The following is a 16,155-nucleotide window of genomic DNA, read 5'->3' on the forward strand; positions in this document are numbered from 1 at the left end:
TTTTAGAAAAATGACTTTTGCGGCAATACCTTGGCGGGAGCTAACCGCTTCGGTCACATTGCCTGCCAGGATATCGAACGCGCGGAAACATGCCCCGCAATCACCCCAACAGCCATTTCTCTATCCTGAGTTATACACGGTTTGGGGCCATTGCTGAAATCTTTATTAAAAGACCGTTAACGACTTTTTTCGTGCACCCTCTGGAGCCGAAAATATAGCAGATATCAGCGATTAAGGGTCTTTTTATCCAATCAGGGTTAAGCTGGCGGTAGTGATTGTGACAGTTGCGTAACGGGGTGAGAGATGATGCAGCCACGGCCGGGGGTGAGCCTCGATTCTGTGAAGGTCGACAGGACCAGCCGGCCCATCGATCTCGTGTATCTGGCGCGCCAGACGCTGGGGGACAGGGCGCTGGAATGCGAAGTGTTGCGCATGTTCGAAAAGCAGGTCGCCATCTATTTCGAGCGGGTGAGCGCGGCGACCGATCCGCACGAAATAACGTTGGGGCTTCATACGCTTAGAGGTGCTGCCCAGGGGGTTGGCGCCATGGTTCTGGCCTCCCAGGCGCGGGCTGCCGAGGCGGAATTTGTCCGCGACGGCAAGCTGGACGAGGAGACGCTGGCCGATCTGGGCATGGCGGTCTCCGAGGTGTGCGGCTACATTTCCTCGATCGTTTCGGACTGAGTTTTCGCGCCAACATTGCGCAAGGTTGACCCGCTTGTGTGTGCGGGCTGGTTTTCCTATATCCGGGGCACCTCACAGATTTATCCCCGGAGCAACTTTATGCCTATGATCACGTTCGTTGAACCCGATGGCGCGCGCCGCGAAGTCGAAGCGGAAAATGGGGCGACGCTGATGGAGACGGCGATCCGCAACGGGGTGCGCGGCATCGTGGCCGAGTGCGGCGGGGCATGCACCTGCGCGACGTGCCACGTTTATGTGGAAGAGGAATGGTTCGGGGTGACCGGCGGACCGTCGTCCATGGAGGAAGACATGCTCGATTTTGCCTTCGAGGTTAAGGACACCAGCCGGCTTTCGTGTCAGATCCGGATCCGGGACGAACTGGACGGGTTGGTGGTCAACGTTCCCACGCGGCAGGGTTAGACCCGATATGCAAAAGCCCCGCCGAAGCGGGGCTTTCTTTTTTGGTGCTGAGAGCAATCAGTTCAGCGCGAACCGGTCGAAGAGTTCGACTTCACCTTCGGGGTCGGTGGTGTCGAACACGTAGGAACTGACGGTTGTGCCGTCCGCACCGGTTTCGAGGATCGAGAATGCAGTCATCTCGTTGCTGGCGATGCAGGGGAGGTCTTCGCCGGAGGTCGCATTGGTCATGGGCGAAAACTCGGTCGGCATCACTGGTTCATAGCCGTGCGGATCGCCGGTGACGGCATAGTCCGCAGGGTCGTAATCGAAACCGGACGGGGCGTTGCCGCGCGCCTGATGGCCTTCGATGTAGCAACCGTAATTGTTGCCGACATTGGAGGTTTCGAGGATGTTCATGCCAGCCGGGTTCACGAAGCGATACCAGACGTGGGAATGGCCGGTGTGGACAAGCTGCACGCCGGCGTCCGAAAGAAGCGGTTCGACGTGGTTGACGAACACGTCGGCGTCGACCGGATAGTCGTAGCGCACGCCGGTCAAACGGCCCTCATCGTCATAGTCGAGAATCTGCTCGGGATGAGAGTAGGCGGGAATGGAATTGTCGCCCATCCCGTGCGCCGGGTGGTGCATCAGGGCGAGTTTGACCGGCGCGGATTTGAATGCCTCGCTGTCGAGAACCGAGACCAGCCAGTCATACTGCTCGGAGCCTTCGGCCATGTCTTCGAAGATGAACTCGCCCCAACCCCAATCGTCGGGGGTGTTGAGGTCGGCTGCCGCCTCGCGGTATTTGCCGCGGGTGCCTTCGGACTGTGAGGGCGAGCGCCAGATGCGGGTGCCGTAAAGCCCGATCATGAACACATCGCCATAGCGGATGGCGTAATAGGTTTCCTCGCCCGGACCATCTGCTGGCAGGGTGAAGATTTCCTCGTAGGTGGTGGTGTTGAACGAATTGTCGGCGATCCATTGTTCGCGGATTTCGGTGGCGCCCGACGGGTTGTAGAGGTCGGCATTGGCCTCATAGAGCGCTTCGGCGACAGCGCGGGGACGCGGATCGTTGAACTGGCTGCCCAGAGTGGTGGCAGGATTGTAGCGGCCCATCACTTCGTGGTTGCCGATGACCGGAAACAGCGGGGCGTTCTGGATGATTTCGCCGCCATGATAGGTCGTCGTCGTGTCAAAGGTGGTGTCGCCTTCGGTGCGCGACTGGGCCAGCGCGTATGCAGCGTGGCCCTGAAGGCCGGGGAAGAAGGCGAAACTGCGATTGTCGTCGAACCACTCGGAAGCCCGGTCCGGGATATTCTGGAGATCGCCGGAAAAGAACACGGCGTCGAGCTCACCGACATTCTCCGCGATCTTTTGCATGTTGGTCGGAGTCATCGGTTTGAGCTGATGATCGGAGGTCAAGAGAATGCGCAGGGGCTGCCCTTGTGCGGGAAGCGGGGCGAGGGAGAATGCCCGGCTTTCGACGGTCTCGCCATCGGCGTCGGTCGAGCGCACGAAATAGGTCTCGCGCTCGCCTGCGGTCAGACCGTCCACATAGGCTTCGTGACGCCACACGTCGCGGGCGGTGGTGGAGGCATACACCGAACCGTCGCCATTCTGGGTGCCGACCCAGGACTGATTGTCTTCAGCCAGACGGCTCATCTTCATGGTTTGGGCCGTAAATTCGCGTTCACCGACGAGAACCGTGTGGTCTTCGCCTTCAAATTCGGTGAACCAGACGACGTGCACGCCGTCCTCTGTGGGAAGTTGTAGGAACGGGTCGGTCAACAGGCGCTCGTCAGCCTGGCTGGCCTGGGCCATCGCGGGGATGGGGGCAAAAAGGGCAGTTGCCGCGAGAAGACCGGCAACAAGAAGGGTTCTGGGGGCGGGAGTCATCGCGTCCTGTCTCCGTTGGGGAACATACGCGACGGCTGTACGATCAGGGGTTTACAGCGGCATGACAGGGAAATGTCAGGCTGGTGAATGGGGTCGGGGCCAGCCAGGCGGGGAAGGCGGTGTCGCCGTCTTCCCCTTGATAGAAGCGGGCGCGGCTATTTTTCTGCAGCGGTCAGGCTTCCCGAAATGGCAAATGCGATCTTGCCGACCGGAAGCGTCAGGCAAAAGGCGATGGGCCAGGCGATGATGAAGGATTTCGGCCAGTTGGCCAGCCATTCCGGCGTTGGGCCAAGGGCGAAAAAGCCCATGATCCCGGACATCGAAAAGGCCATCATCAGGGTAATGAGGATCTGGGCGATCAAAAGGGTGTGTTTGCTGGGCATGTCGATCTCACAATACAGGGCGGAGAACGGCAGATCGAATGTCCCACCATAGCACCACCCAAATCAAGGTTGGTGCCGTGGGTTCGCTCATCGCGACAATCCCGCGATTGCGGGCACCGGAATAACCAGACCGGCCATGATCTTTTCGACGCGGAAGGAGTTATGCCAGCGGCAAAAGAAGATCAAGTCCCAAGGCCGAGCATCGGCGCCAGTCCTTGTCTATCGCTCCGGTCGTGTTTTTCGGGCCGGGAGTGAGAGGGAAATTTATTCGCGCATCGGGACCTTGCCCGCGCGCGGCGTTCCAAGTGGCATCATGGGAGGGAAATAAGTCTCCGAAAGCCGTTCTTGCGCTTGCTGGATGGGCCGAAAGCACCTAATTTTGCACACGTTTGGCAGAGCGCGTGTCCCTCCCGATCCCGCCGCCAACTCCAGAAACTGAACCGATCTCGTTTGCGGCCAGGAGAACCTCACCCGTGGCACGGCTTAACACATTCCCGGTTTCGGTCGCCGTCAAAGGGCGGCGCATCGTCATTGTGGGCGGTGATGAGGAAGCCTTGGCCAAGGCGCGGCTGGCGGTCAAGACCAGCGCGGAAGTCGTGCTGTTCGCCCCTGAATTCGAGGCCGATTTTTCCGGGATGGATGTGACGCTGGTTACGCGCTCGGTCGAGCCCGAAGATTTTGCCAATGCGGCGCTGGCGTTCGTGGCCGATCACGGACCCGACGGCGCGCGGGCGCTCAAACTGGCGCGCGAAGCGGGTGTGCCGGTCAACGAGGTGGACGTTCCCGAAAACTGCGATTTCTTCACCCCGGCCATTGTGGACCGGGCGCCGATCTCGATTGCCATATCGTCCGAAGGCGATGCGCCGGTGCTGGCGCGGCTGGTGCGGGCAAAGATCGAGGCGATGTTTTCGCCCCGGCTGGGCGATATAGCCCGGCTGGCCGGATCGATGCGCGAGAAGGTTTCAGCGTTGCTTTCCGATGGCACGGCGCGGCGGCGCTATTACGAGGCGCTGGTGACGGCGCCCGGTATCGAAAATGCGCTTGCAGCCGGAGAGGGCGAGGCCAGGGCCGATGCGCTTTTGGCCGCGCATGCCGAGGCGGCGTCGGGTGATGGCGTCGTCTGGCTGATCGGGGCTGGGCCGGGGGCAGAGGATCTGCTGACCCTGCGCGCCCAACGCCTGCTGCAGGAAGCCGACGTTATCGTTCATGACCAGCTGGTGCCCTCGGCCGTCGTCGAAATGGGGCGGCGCGATGCGGACCGGATTTCGGTGGGCAAGGCCAAGGGTCATCATTCGTTTTCGCAGGCTCAGATCAACACGCTGATCGTGCGGCTGGCCCGCGAGGGCAAGAAGGTGGCGCGGCTCAAATCGGGCGATCCGATGGTGTTCGGGCGCGCCGGCGAGGAAATCGCGGCGCTGCGCAAGGCGGGAATCGCGTACTCCATCGTGCCGGGCGTCACATCTGCGCTGGCCGCGGCCGCGGATACGGCAACACCGGTGACGTTGCGCAAGGTCTCTTCGGGGTTCGTTTTCGCCACAGCGCACGGCGCGGACAATTCAGACCTTGCCCATTGGGCGTCGCTGGCCCAATCAGGGCTGACGCTTGGGCTTTACATGGGCAAGTCGATTGCCGGGCAGGTGGCCAGCGATCTCATGGGGCAGGGGCTTTCGGGCTCCGTGCCGGTGGGAATCGTTGTCAATGCCGGACGCAGCGACAAGACGCTTTACGCGGGCACTGTTGGCGGGCTGGCATCGGGCGAGATCGATTTTGTCGATGGTCCGGCGATCATCTTTATCGGCGAAGCGGTGGCCGCAGGCGATTGGGCGCAGGCCGAAGCCATTGCCGCAGAAAAGTTCAAGGTAGCGTAAGGCACATATGAAAATCCTCACAGGCAACGAACTGCTCTCCGGGGCGACAGTCTATCTCGATCCGCAAGGCAATTGGGTCGAGGACATTCAGGCTGCGCGGGTGTTTGCAAAGGACGAGACCGAGGCGCTCGAGGCCGCGATGGCGGCGACCAAGGCGACCGGCCGGATCATCAGCCTTGAATCCGAGGACGTCGAAACGATCAACGGCGCAATTTACGCCAACCGTATCCGTGAGCGCATCAGGTCCGAAGGGCCGACCGCGCCGCGCTTTGACCGCCAGCATCTGGGCGAGGACGAACATGTATCGATATGACGAATTTGACGCGGCGTTTGTTTCCGAGCGCGTCGAGCAGTTTTCAGACCAGGTGCGCCGTCGCATTTCGGGAGAGTTGACCGAGGACCAGTTCCGGCCCCTGCGGCTGATGAACGGGCTCTATCTCCAGCTTCACGCCTATATGCTGCGCGTGGCGGTGCCCTATGGCACGCTGAGTTCAAGGCAGATGCGGATGCTGGGCCATATCGCGCGGAAATATGACCGGGGCTACGGGCATTTCACGACGCGGCAGAACATCCAGTATAACTGGCCGAAACTGCGCGACATCCCTGAAATTCTCGCCGATCTTGCGAGCGTGGAAATGCACGCCATCCAGACGTCGGGAAACTGCATTCGCAACGTCACGACCGACCAGTTTGCCGGTGCGGCGGCTGATGAGATCATCGATCCGCGTCCGGTGGCCGAGATCATCCGGCAGTGGTCGAGCCTGCACCCTGAATTCACCTTCCTGCCGCGCAAGTTCAAGATCGCCATCACCGGCGCTCCCAACGACCGCGCGGCGGTGAAATTCCACGATATCGGGCTGATGGCGCAGACCAACGGCTCGGGCGAAATCGGCTGGGCGGTTTATGTCGGTGGCGGCCTGGGCCGCACGCCGATGATCGCCAAGCTCATCAACGGCTTTGTGCCGCACGAGCATCTGCTGGCGTACCTGGAGTCGATCCTGCGGGTCTATAACCGGTATGGCCGCCGCGATAACAAGTACAAGGCGCGCATCAAGATCCTTGTTCACGAGGAAGGGCTGGAGACCATCAAGGCGCAGGTGGAGGATGAATTCTCCCAGATGCGCGGCGGCGTGCTGACCCTGCCCGAGGCCGAGCTGGACCGGATCAACGCCTATTTCGCGCAGCCGGCTTATAAGGACCACGGTGTGGTTTCCATCGATGTGGAGCGGGAAAAGATTCTCGATCCGGCCTATGGGCGGTTTCTGGAAAACAACACCTTCCCCCATGCGCGGTCGGGCTATACCTCGATCACGATTTCACTCAAGCCCATCGGCGGCGCGCCCGGCGATGCGACGGCCGAACAGATGGAAGCGGTGGCCGATCTCGCCGAACGATATTCGTTCGACGAGGTTCGGGTGACCCATGAGCAGAACCTGGTTTTGCCCCACGTGGCACTGAGCGATCTGCGCGCCGTTTACGACGGGCTGGTGGAAGCGGGATTGGCGGATGCCAATTCGGGCGAGATCACCGATATGATCACCTGCCCGGGACTCGATTTCTGCGCGCTGGCCAATGCGCGCTCGATCCCGATTGCGCAGGACATTTCGCGCCGGTTCGCAGCGCCCGATCGGCAGAAGGAAATCGGCAAGCTCAAGATCAAGATTTCGGGCTGCATCAATGCCTGCGGGCATCACCATGTGGGCCATATCGGCATTCTGGGCGTCGAAAAGAAGGGCACCGAGCTCTACCAGATCACCGTCGGCGGTGATGGCACCGAAGAGGCGTCGGTGGGCAAGATTTTGGGCCCGGGGTTCGTTGCAGAAGAGGTTCCGGGCGCCATCGAGCGGCTGGTCGATGCCTATATCGCCCAGCGCACAACCGACGACGAAACGTTTATTTCAGCCTATCGGCGGCTGGGGGATGCGCCGTTCAAGGAGGCGCTCTATGGCAATGGTTAGCTCAATCATCAGCGCGGCCGAACCCAAGCAGGACAAGCTGCGCCAGCTCGGCATTCTCTCGCTCAACGGCATGTTCGACGAGATGGACGCGGAGGGCGTGCTGCGTCAGGCGGTCGAGGAATTGCTGCCGGGCGAGATCGCCTTGGTCTCCTCGTTCGGTGCGGATTCAGCCGTGCTTTTGCATCTTGTGAGCCTGGTCGACAAGAATCTGCCGGTCTATTTCCTCGAAACAGGCAAGCATTTTTCCGAGACGCTCGATTATGTGGAAACGCTCAAGTCGCGGTTCGGGCTGACCAATGTGATCACGCTTCATCCCGACAGCGCGGACATCAAGCGCTTCGATCCCGATGGCACCCTTTGGGAAAGCGATCCGGATTCGTGCTGCCATATCCGCAAGACCGAGCCGCTTGAAAAAGTGCTTGAGGGCTATGGTGGCTGGGTGACCGGGCGCAAGCGCTTCCAGACGGCCGAGCGCGGGGTGCTGCCCCATTTCGAACTGACGAGCGATGATCGCATCAAGGTCAATCCATTGGCCTACTTTACCCATGAGGACATTGATGCCTACAAGGCGGCCCACGAGCTGCCCGAGCATCCGCTGTTCGAGCGCGGGTACAAATCCATCGGCTGTGCTCCGTGCACCAGTGCCGTGGCGGAAGGGGAAGACCCCCGGGCCGGCCGTTGGCGCGGGCGCGACAAGCGCGAGTGCGGCATTCATTTCGACTTCAACGGGAGCATCGCGAAACCGGTGAGCCAATCTTCTTTGACTCTCTTTAAGGACGGTGCGTTCAAAGCCGATCCCTGGCGCATGTGGACCGATGGCGATATCGCTGCCGACGTTCGCTATACCCATGTGCCGCTCACCGTGTTCGTTGAGAACCGCGAGGTGTTTCTGGCCAGCCCGCACCCGATCGGGTTGCTGGTCAGCCCCGGCGAAAAGGTCGAGGACGTGGCCGACGATCTCAATCGGTTTTCTTCGATCGCCATCAACTTCCCGGCCTTTACGGACGGGCGGGGCTATTCGAGCGCGCGGCTGCTGCGCGAGCGGTATGGCTATGATGGCGAATTGCGGGCGGTTGGCGACGTTCTGAGCGATCAGATCCCGTTCATGCGCCGCTGCGGTATCGACGCGTTCGTTGTGACGAACGGGCCGACGCGTGTAGCGCTGGAAAAGGATGCGCTCGCCGAGGTATCGCGTTATTACCAGCCGGTCGGAGCGCGCGTTGAAATTCCCGAAGGCACGCGACCGTTTCTAAGGCGGCCGGCCGATTGATCCATACTTGACAGTTCACGTCATATATATATCCCAAGCGCGAACTTGGAAGCGCACCACAGACCAGGACTCCTTTATCCATGAGCGGAAATGAAATCGTCACCGATGTCGTGATTATTGGCGCAGGCCCCGTGGGCCTGTTTGCCGTGTTCGAGTTGGGTCTGGTCGACCTCAAATGCCACGTCATCGACATTCTCGATCGCGCGGGCGGGCAGTGCGCCGAGCTTTATCCCGAAAAGCCGATCTACGACATTCCCGCATTTCCCGAGATTTCGGGGCAGGGGCTGACCGACAATCTGATGAAACAGATCCAGCCTTTCGGGGCGGAGTTCCATTTCTCCCAGATGGTCAAGTCGGTCGAAAAGCTCGATGACGGTTCGTTCCGGCTGACCACGGATGCTGATGAGGTGTTTCTGACCAAGGTTGTTGTGATCGCGGCGGGCGGTGGCTCATTCCAGCCCAAGCGGCCCCCGGTGGAGGACGTTGAGCAATACGAAGGCAAGTCGGTGTTCTACGCCGTGCGCAAGATGGAAGATTTCCGCGACCAGGATCTCGTCATCGTGGGCGGCGGGGATTCGGCGCTCGACTGGACACTGAACCTCGAACCGCTGGCCCGCTCGCTCACTCTTGTCCACCGCCGTGACCAGTTCCGGGGTCATGCCGACAGCGTCAACAAGATGCGCGCGCTGGTCGAAGAGGGGCGGATCAACTTCATTACCGGCCAGCTCGGGCGTCTCGAAGGCGAGAACGGCCAGCTCAAGGAAGTCTATCTCAAGACCGCCGGCGGCGAGCTTGGCATTCCCGCCACCCGACTGCTGCCGTTCTTTGGGCTGACCATGAAGCTCGGGCCGGTTGCCGACTGGGGGCTCGATTTGCACGACAACGCGCTCATCAAGGTCGATACCGAGAAATTCGAGACCAGCGAGCCCGGCATTTTCGCCATCGGCGATATCAACTGGTATCCGGGGAAATTGAAGCTGATCCTTTCGGGTTTCCACGAAGGCGCCCTGATGGCCCAGGCCGCCAAGAGAATCGTGCATCCCGACCAGAAGGTGGTTTTTCAGTACACTACGTCGTCCACCCAATTGCAGAAAAAGCTGGGCGTCGCGTAACTGGGGTGGCCTGCAAACGGCATTGGCCTGCGCTTCCGGTGCTCACGTATCTGTAATACGCTCCGCTCCGGTTCTCATCCAATACCGTTTTCGACTCACTCCAGCCCCGCGAAAATGGGCGACCAAAACCTCACAGGACCTCACATGCAGATCTACGTCACCGACCAGAATGGGACCGAACACGAACTCGAAGCCCTCGAAGGCTGGCGGGTGATGGAAGTGATCCGGGACTGGGGGCTCAATATCAAGGCCGAGTGTGGCGGTTCGTGCTCTTGCGCGACCTGCCACGTCTTTGTCGATGCCGAATGGCAGGACAAGCTCAACCCGCCGACCGACGAGGAAGAGGACATGCTGGATTCGGTGCCCGATTACGAGGCCAATTCCCGGCTGTCCTGCCAGATCCTGATGAGCGAGGAACTGGACGGGTTGCGGGTAACGCTGGCGGATTCGGCCAAGCAGGAAGAAGCGGCCTGAAATCGGTCGCAACTGGTCCTTTCCGGTTTGGGCGCGCGGGTGTATGAGCACGGCATAGACTGATGCTTTGTCCCGAGTGCCTGCCATGAACCTTCTCGACTATCTCCCCTATGCCATCGCGCTGGCCATAGCCGCCGCCATTCCCGGACCCGGCATCGCCGCGGCGGTCGGCAAGGCGCTCGGTTCGGGCTTTCGTCCGGCGGTATGGTTTGGCACGGGGCTGGTGCTGGGCGATCTCACCTATCTCACGCTTGCCGTTTTGGGCCTTGCGGCGGTCGCGGCGGCCTTTTCGGGCATTTTCGTTGTCGTCAAAGTGCTCGGCGCCGCCTATCTCGCCTATCTGGCGTGGAGCTTCTGGCGGGCCGGCATCGATCCTGAAAAGATCCAGGCCGGCAAGGGCAATGGCGCACTGGCCTCGATGCTGGGCGGCTATTCGGTCACGCTGGGCAATCCCAAGACCATCATCTTCTATATGGCCCTGCTGCCTACCGTGGTCGATCTGCAGGCGGTGACCCCCGAGCGGTTTGCGGGATTGGTCGTCACCACGATTATCGTGCTTTACCTGGTCGTTGTGCCCTATGTGGCACTGGCCGCCAAGGCGCGCGACTTCCTGCGCAATCCGCGGGCGCTCAAGGCGCTCAATCGCGGCGCGGCAGGTGCCATGGCCGGCGCGGCGGCCTATATCGTGCTCAAGCCTTAGGCTGAAGCGGCACGTCTTGCGGAATGTTGGACCGGGCCGGAAATCCTGGCCATTGAAATTTGATCATGTCAGCCGGCGGACCGATTTCAGCCTGAAACCGCCTGTTTCCGGCGTTGTCCAGCGGGTGAAATGGACTCCCTGAACCTGCGCGCCACAAAGTGACAAAAATCTAATATTTTTAATCTGGAAATCGGCTGGAGAGCGCCTATCTCTTGTCCTGTCTCCAACGAGGGACATCAAGAAAAGGATACTTAAAAAATGAAGCTCAAAGCCCTTCTCGCCTCGGTCGCAGTTGTTGCCGGCCTTGCCGCTCCCGCTATGGCCAACACGATCGGCACGATCACAGTTTCCGATGCGGACTGGACCTATGTGACCGATTACTGCGACTCCCTTGATGGCCTTTCGGTTTCCGACGCCTTTGATTTCAGCCCGTCGGCGACCGCTGAACTCTCCACTCCGAGCGTTCAGTTGAGCTCGATCAGCCAGAGCGACTGCCAGAAAGCCGGCCTGATCTGATCGAAAAAGCTATTGTTCAAGATGCGACAAGGGCGGCTCCAGGGAGCCGCCCTTTTCTCTTTGCGGTCGCGAGTCCTTGCCACAACTGTGCCGTAAAATGATCAAATTTGCGGTCGCAACCCATCGACCGGGGCATGCATTGTTCGACCAGCGCCCCGCTTGACGAGACTGGAAGAGCGGGTGCCGCGTTGTTCCATCGGTTGTATTTCGTTGCAACCGATCAAAGAACCAATGGAGAAAACCATGAAACGCACTGCCCTTTTCGCTTCCATCGCCCTCACCGCCGGCCTCGCCGCTCCTGCCATGGCTCAGGAAATCGGCGGCGTTGCCGTCAGCGCTGAAGATTGGGTCTATGTCGAGGACTATTGCGAGACCCTTGCGGAGCCGCTTCCCGAGGCTGTCGACGAATCCCCGAGCTCGGCTGAAGAGCTGTCCACGTCCTCGATCGATCTTTCGACGCTCACCCGTGACGATTGCGCCGAGGCGGGTCTGATCGACGTTCCCATTCCGGGAGAAACCGCGGACGATTAAATAGAATGGTGACGCAGGCGAAGAAGACGCTGAATAATCGCGCATCGTCTTAACGTCTTTTCGGGCAGCGCTTCGGCGCTGCCCTTTATTCTGTCTTGTCCCCGGTTGCGACCTTGCCCAGATCGGCCACGAAGTCCGACACCACCGGCGATGTCCGGGCGGCAAAGGGCAGGGGGCGGACCAGCTTGATCGCCGCGATCCCTACCCGCACCGTCATCAGCCCGTTGAGCACGCCTTCGCCCAGACGCGCGGAGAGCTTGGCGGCCACGCCATGACCGATCAATTGTTCGACCACCCCGTCGGTCAACACCAGCCCACCGGTGACCGCGAGGTGGGCAATGATGGCCCCTATCAAACGGATAAAGCCAAAAAAGCCCGGCCGGGCGCCGTAGAGATCGGCCAGATTGCGGGCAAGGCGGAAACTCTCGAACACGACGAATGCGATGTCGATCAGGGCGCGCGGGGCGACTGCGGTGACCAGCGCGACGCGGCGGGCGCTTGACGCGGTCAGCGCGCGGGCCCGCGCATCGAGCGGCGCCATAAGCGTCCGTTCGGCGGCCAGGATCAGCTCGGCCCCATCCATGATCGATGCGGTATCGGCCTTGAGCCCGGTGCGTGCACGGGCCAGGTCCGCACGCTCTGCGTAAAGCCCATCGAGTTCAGAGACGATTCTTTGCGCGGCGGGCAAGTCGTCGGCAATCAGTGCAGAAGCCGCCCTGTCGCGCAGCCGGTCCATTGTGCGCAGCCGCGCCAGCCCGATCACCTCGCGGATGGTGAGGACGACGAGGGCGAGGGCAAAGACCGCCAGCACGCCCAGCCCGAACCAGCCCAGCCAGTCATAGGCCGCAAACAGATCGCGGATCAGCCGGTCGGCGGCGAGGCCCAGGCCGAGAGACACCAGTGTGCCGCCGGTCCACAGTGCCAGATTGCGCCAGAAACGGCCCTTGCGCTTGAGCGTCGGGGCGACATCGGTATCGGCGAGGTCCTCGGGCGTGGCTTCAAACACATCAGGGGCCGGTTCGGCCAGCGTGGTTTCAAAGGCGCGCGGGGCGCGGGCCGCCGGGTCATCTGCTCGCGTTTGGGTGGGGATGGCGCGGGGTTCTCTCATGCCATCTTGTCCCCGATCAAAAAATCCAGAGCGCGGTCGAGGCGGATATGAGGAAACACGGGATCACCGGTCTGGCTGGGGGAGAGGGTTTTGGGCGGCAGAAAGCGCAGGAAGTTCAGTTGAGGTGTTGAGTCAACCGATTTGAAAAGTGAATCGGGGTTTTCGGGCAAGTCACCGGGAAACAAGGCGATTTCGGTCTTGCCGTCATAGGTGGTTTCGCCGAGGCGCTGGCCGTTTTCGGGGGTGCCGATAATTGTGGGCAGGGTCTCGCCTCCGTGTTTGACGTTGCCTTCATGGGTGGCACGGATGGCGGCGATGGCCAGCGAGCGGGTTTCGGCGCCGTGGAATTTAGCGCGGCGCGAGGCGTTGGCGACGAGGCGGTTGAGGATGGTTTCCAGCGGGGCGTGGGAAGTGTGGTGCAAGAGATCGGCCTTGGTGGCGGCGAACAGGATGCGGTCGATCTTGCGGGTGAAGAGCCGCGAAATCGGGTTGGATGCACCTTGTCGAAAGCAGGACAGCACCGAGGTGAGCGCCGTTTCCAGATCGGCCACCGCTTCAGGGCCGGCGTTGAGCGCACGCAATGCATCAACCAGCACGATCTGGCGGTCGAGGCGGGCGAAATGGTCGCGAAAGAAGGGGCGGACGACGACGGATTTATACGCCTCGTAGCGGCGCTCGAGCATTGCATAGAGGCTCGAATGGCGCGGCGTCGATGCCGGGGCCGGTAGGGGCGCGAAGGTAAGGGCCGGGGAGCCCTCGAGATCGCCGGGCATCAGAAAACGCCCCGGCGGAAGCGTTGAGAGCGCGCGGGCATCGCCCTTGGAGGCACGAAGATAGGCGGTGAAGGCGGTTGCCAGAGTTTCGGCGGCCGCGTCATCGGCTTCGCGCGCGGGATCGAACGAGCCCAGCGCATCAAGGAAAGGCTTTGCGTCCTCGGCGCGGGCCGGGCGGTGGGCGAGCGCCAGGGCTTCCTCGCTCCATTCGGCATAGGATTTGGTCAGAAGCGGCAGATCGAGCAGCCATTCGCCGGGATAATCGACGATGTCGAGATTGAGGGTCGATGTGCCGAACTGCGATTTGATCCAGCTTGCCGACTGGTAGCGGAGCGTGAGGCGCAGCTGGGAAATCCGCCGCGTGCTTTCCGGCCAGACCGGGGGCGTACCCATGAGGGCTGCGAGGTGGTTTTCATAGGCGAAACGGGGCGTGGCGTTGTCGGGGTGCTCGGCGAGCCGGGCGCCGATCAGCCGACCCTCGGCCATGGGCGCAAAGCCGGGCAGGCGCGCGCCCGTCAGCAAGTTATGGATCAGGGCGGTGATAAAGATGGTCTTGCCCGCGCGCGACAGGCCGGTGACCCCCAGCCGCAAGGTGGGGGTGACGGTTCCGGTTGCCGCATCGGCGAGATTGCCGAGCGCTATGCCCAGTTCGTCGGCGATGGTGGTGGGCAGGCTGGGCAAGAACTCGAACTCCGGTTACGCCCGATCAAGGTAGGGGGAGAACACGAGAATGCAAGAGAGGTCTTGGCGCGATATCGCTTGCCCTTGGCGCCGGTCTGGATTATCGATGCGCCGTCTTCGATCTTCGCCGATTGAAGGCTTTGGCCCGGTCGGAGATTCCACCTCCTGGCCGGGTCATTCATTTTTGCACAGCATGGTGACCCTGATGGCCTATACCCCGCGCCGACCCACCAGCGGCAAGGAGCGCGCCGAAGCGCTGTTCAAGGCCGCAACAACCAAGCCGGCAGAGCCCAAAGCGAAAGCCAACACCATCCCGACCGGCAAGGAGCTGGTTTCGCTCCGCATCGATCGCGACGTGCTTGCCCATTTCCAGGACGATGGGCCGGGATGGCAGGAGCGGATCAACGCGGCGCTGAGGGCTGCTGCCGGCCTGGAGTGAGGAGCGGGCACGGCATCGTGCCCAAACTACCTGTCTGTCAAGCCGCTGGCATTTTCTCAAACGCTCGCAATCCCGGATCGATGGTATCCCATGCGTGGCCGCGGATGCTGTAGGTGAGCGCTTGCGGGGTGAACTGGCCGGGGTCGTCGAGGCTGGCGGCGTGGATCGCAATCAACTCAGGCATGGCGGTGAAGGTCAGGTAAACAGGCGTTCCGCAGGTCGGGCAGAAGGCGTGAATCTTGTCTTGCCCGCTGTCCGCCGTCACACGCCACTCTGACACCTCACCGGTGATTTCCACCTCGGCGCGGTGCGGAAAGCTCAGATAGGAGCCGTGTCCGGTGCCGCTTCGCTTCTGGCAGTCGATACATTGGCAGTGGTTCTCGAAGATGGGATTACTGCCCGTTTCATAGCGGACCGCGCCACACGCGCATCCGCCCTTGTAGGATCTGGCCATTTGTAGGTCCTCGAAAATTCGTTCTGCGCGAGGTCAAGCCGCCTTGGGCTTGGTAAAGATGTCGAGCCCGCGACCGGTTTCAAGGAAGGATTTGAGGCTGGAAAGCACGGCCGGCCAGCCCTTGCTGATCCCCGCTTCCATGCCGCTGCCGGCAATCAATTCGTCATGGCTGACGGTGAGGCGGACCATGTCCTCGTATTCCTCGATTGAAAATGTCACGCGGCTGCGCGCCTCGGGGTCGTCGGCCTGTGAAGCGTTTGCCCAGGTGATGACGAGATGGGAAGGCGGGGCGATCTCGACGACCTCGCCGACCAGTTCGACAGTCCGCTCCTCATTGGCGCGGACGTGCTGCCACTTGGCGCCGGGCGTCCAGTCCGACACGTTTTCATGGCCCCAATAGCGCCGGGCGATGTCAGGACGGGTGATGGCTTCGAACACTTTTTGCGGGGTCGAGGCGATATAGGTGACATAAACAAAGCTGGTGCGTTCGGCGGTCATTCTTTCTCTCCTTCGAGTTCGTTCTTGAGCTGGTAAAGCAGGCTCAGGCGCTGGTGCTCGAACTTGCGGACCCAGCGCTCGTAAACGTCGTGGAGCGGCACGGGATTGATGAAGTGCAGTTTTTCCCGGCCGCGTTTGACGGTGGAGATGAGATTGGCCGCTTCGAGGATATCCAGATGCTGGGTGGCGGACTGACGGGTCATGTCCAGCCCTTCGATGAGCTGGCTGAGCGTCCGTCCATTGTTTTCATAGAGCAGGTCGAGAAGCTTCCTGCGGGTCGGGTCGCCCAGCGCCCTGAATACCTTGTCGTCGTCCATTGGCCTCATTTCCGTCTGGAGAGATAATATGCAGGTATTTACCTGCATATCAAGATGCAAAATGGATGCGCGCGGTTGTTGAGGCCGCGCGACC

General features: G+C 61.2%; 19 protein-coding genes. 12 read left to right on the top strand and 7 right to left on the bottom strand.

Annotated features, from left to right (window positions below):
- The first annotated feature begins 303 nt into the window (after positions 1 to 303).
- Positions 304 to 684 (top strand): Hpt domain-containing protein, encoded by a 381-nt coding sequence (locus OF122_RS08165; protein ID WP_264227275.1) that lies wholly within the window; start codon positions 304 to 306, stop codon positions 682 to 684.
- A gap of 99 nt (positions 685 to 783) precedes the next feature.
- On the top strand, positions 784 to 1,104 hold the full coding sequence (locus tag OF122_RS08170; RefSeq protein WP_264227276.1) for a 2Fe-2S iron-sulfur cluster-binding protein: 321 nt from the start codon (positions 784 to 786) through the stop codon (positions 1,102 to 1,104).
- A gap of 57 nt (positions 1,105 to 1,161) precedes the next feature.
- Here OF122_RS08170 and OF122_RS08175 read toward each other — a convergent pair whose 3' ends face one another.
- Complete coding sequence (locus tag OF122_RS08175) at positions 1,162 to 2,979, bottom strand: metallophosphoesterase (protein WP_264227277.1); 1,818 nt, start codon at positions 2,977 to 2,979, stop codon at positions 1,162 to 1,164.
- Between the two features lie 155 nt (positions 2,980 to 3,134).
- On the bottom strand, positions 3,135 to 3,362 hold the full coding sequence (locus tag OF122_RS08180; protein ID WP_264227278.1) for a DUF2798 domain-containing protein: 228 nt from the start codon (positions 3,360 to 3,362) through the stop codon (positions 3,135 to 3,137).
- A 473-nt stretch (positions 3,363 to 3,835) separates the two neighbouring features.
- Here OF122_RS08180 and cysG point away from each other — a divergent pair, with 473 nt between their 5' ends.
- From cysG to OF122_RS08225, 9 genes are all read left to right on the top strand, one after another.
- Positions 3,836 to 5,230, top strand: coding sequence for a siroheme synthase CysG (gene cysG, locus OF122_RS08185; RefSeq protein ID WP_264227279.1), 1,395 nt, complete (start codon positions 3,836 to 3,838; stop codon positions 5,228 to 5,230).
- Positions 5,231 to 5,237: 7 nt separating this feature from the next.
- Entirely contained in the window at positions 5,238 to 5,543 is a 306-nt protein-coding gene (locus OF122_RS08190; RefSeq protein WP_264227280.1) for a DUF2849 domain-containing protein, read from the top strand.
- On the top strand, positions 5,530 to 7,188 hold the full coding sequence (locus tag OF122_RS08195) for a nitrite/sulfite reductase (RefSeq protein ID WP_264227281.1): 1,659 nt from the start codon (positions 5,530 to 5,532) through the stop codon (positions 7,186 to 7,188). The genes OF122_RS08190 and OF122_RS08195 overlap by 14 nt, the downstream gene beginning before the upstream one ends.
- On the top strand, positions 7,175 to 8,458 hold the full coding sequence (locus OF122_RS08200) for a phosphoadenylyl-sulfate reductase (RefSeq protein WP_264227282.1): 1,284 nt from the start codon (positions 7,175 to 7,177) through the stop codon (positions 8,456 to 8,458). Before OF122_RS08195 ends, OF122_RS08200 begins: the two co-directional genes overlap by 14 nt.
- Before the next feature lie 80 nt (positions 8,459 to 8,538).
- Positions 8,539 to 9,570 carry an NAD(P)/FAD-dependent oxidoreductase gene (locus OF122_RS08205; protein ID WP_264227283.1) on the top strand — a complete coding sequence of 344 codons (1,032 nt, stop codon included), beginning with the start codon at positions 8,539 to 8,541 and terminating at the stop codon, positions 9,568 to 9,570.
- A 144-nt stretch (positions 9,571 to 9,714) separates the two neighbouring features.
- Complete coding sequence (locus OF122_RS08210) at positions 9,715 to 10,044, top strand: 2Fe-2S iron-sulfur cluster-binding protein (RefSeq protein WP_264227284.1); 330 nt, start codon at positions 9,715 to 9,717, stop codon at positions 10,042 to 10,044.
- A gap of 85 nt (positions 10,045 to 10,129) precedes the next feature.
- Positions 10,130 to 10,744: a LysE family translocator gene (locus tag OF122_RS08215; protein ID WP_264227285.1), complete on the top strand. Its 615-nt coding sequence runs from the start codon at positions 10,130 to 10,132 to the stop codon at positions 10,742 to 10,744.
- A 258-nt stretch (positions 10,745 to 11,002) separates the two neighbouring features.
- Complete coding sequence (locus tag OF122_RS08220; RefSeq protein WP_264227286.1) at positions 11,003 to 11,260, top strand: hypothetical protein; 258 nt, start codon at positions 11,003 to 11,005, stop codon at positions 11,258 to 11,260.
- Between the two features lie 243 nt (positions 11,261 to 11,503).
- Positions 11,504 to 11,791, top strand: coding sequence for a hypothetical protein (locus OF122_RS08225; RefSeq protein WP_264227287.1), 288 nt, complete (start codon positions 11,504 to 11,506; stop codon positions 11,789 to 11,791).
- An 85-nt stretch (positions 11,792 to 11,876) separates the two neighbouring features.
- Here the strand turns inward: OF122_RS08225 and OF122_RS08230 are convergent, their stop codons facing one another.
- A complete protein-coding gene (locus tag OF122_RS08230; protein WP_264227288.1) occupies positions 11,877 to 12,899 on the bottom strand; it encodes a YcjF family protein in 1,023 nt (340 codons plus the stop codon).
- A complete protein-coding gene (locus OF122_RS08235; protein WP_264227289.1) occupies positions 12,896 to 14,353 on the bottom strand; it encodes a YcjX family GTP-binding protein in 1,458 nt (485 codons plus the stop codon). The genes OF122_RS08230 and OF122_RS08235 overlap by 4 nt, the downstream gene beginning before the upstream one ends.
- 205 nt (positions 14,354 to 14,558) lie before the next feature.
- Here OF122_RS08235 and OF122_RS08240 point away from each other — a divergent pair, with 205 nt between their 5' ends.
- Complete coding sequence (locus tag OF122_RS08240) at positions 14,559 to 14,792, top strand: BrnA antitoxin family protein (RefSeq protein ID WP_264227290.1); 234 nt, start codon at positions 14,559 to 14,561, stop codon at positions 14,790 to 14,792.
- A 37-nt stretch (positions 14,793 to 14,829) separates the two neighbouring features.
- On the opposite strand, the gene OF122_RS08245 is transcribed toward OF122_RS08240, so the two are convergent.
- From OF122_RS08245 to OF122_RS08255, 3 genes are read right to left on the bottom strand one after another with little or no spacing between them, the layout of a single operon-like run.
- Positions 14,830 to 15,246: a GFA family protein gene (locus OF122_RS08245; RefSeq protein WP_264227291.1), complete on the bottom strand. Its 417-nt coding sequence runs from the start codon at positions 15,244 to 15,246 to the stop codon at positions 14,830 to 14,832.
- Between the two features lie 33 nt (positions 15,247 to 15,279).
- The gene (locus tag OF122_RS08250) at positions 15,280 to 15,744 is read right to left on the bottom strand and encodes an SRPBCC family protein (RefSeq protein ID WP_264227292.1); all 465 of its coding nucleotides are present in this window, start codon (positions 15,742 to 15,744) and stop codon (positions 15,280 to 15,282) included.
- Complete coding sequence (locus OF122_RS08255; RefSeq protein ID WP_264227293.1) at positions 15,741 to 16,061, bottom strand: ArsR/SmtB family transcription factor; 321 nt, start codon at positions 16,059 to 16,061, stop codon at positions 15,741 to 15,743. The genes OF122_RS08250 and OF122_RS08255 overlap by 4 nt, the downstream gene beginning before the upstream one ends.
- Positions 16,062 to 16,155 lie beyond the last annotated feature (94 nt).

Origin of the sequence: Pelagibacterium flavum, from assembly GCF_025854335.1 — a bacterium.
GTDB lineage: Bacteria > Pseudomonadota > Alphaproteobacteria > Rhizobiales > Devosiaceae > Pelagibacterium > Pelagibacterium flavum.